The sequence below is a fragment of the Mesorhizobium sp. M1A.T.Ca.IN.004.03.1.1 genome (assembly GCF_003997555.1).
GTDB lineage: Bacteria > Pseudomonadota > Alphaproteobacteria > Rhizobiales > Rhizobiaceae > Mesorhizobium.
The window spans coordinates 1-271 of sequence record NZ_RZTV01000336.1 but is presented as its reverse complement, the minus strand read 5'-3'; the positions used below and the strand labels follow the sequence as shown (position 1 = coordinate 271).

1 protein-coding gene is annotated in these 271 nt (G+C 59.8%); it reads right to left on the bottom strand.

Annotation, left to right across the window (positions count from 1 at the left end):
• On the bottom strand, positions 1–194 hold a 194-nt coding region (locus tag EOD29_RS36650; RefSeq protein ID WP_281059245.1), incomplete at its 3' end, for a DUF6527 family protein.
• Positions 195–271 lie beyond the last annotated feature (77 nt).

The window sequence follows — 271 nt, the reverse complement described above, 5'->3', positions numbered from 1 at the left end:
GACGGGCGCAGCGATGGTCCTTGGGGGTGATTGGTGAATTGCCATTCGGTCGGCCCAAGAGGTGTCCGCACCTTTGAACCGCAGCCGCATGCGCATAAGTGCCCGGCAGTCTCGAACTCCTCCGACACATAGAGAACGCCCGGCTCAAGCTGGGCCTGCATGGTTTGCACGCGTTCTAGCTCAATTCTCATCATAAGCATCCCCGGTGAGGCCGAGGTCGTCGATCCCGAAGAGCATGTGTCGATGCCCCTCGGTGTCTCGATAAAAGCCC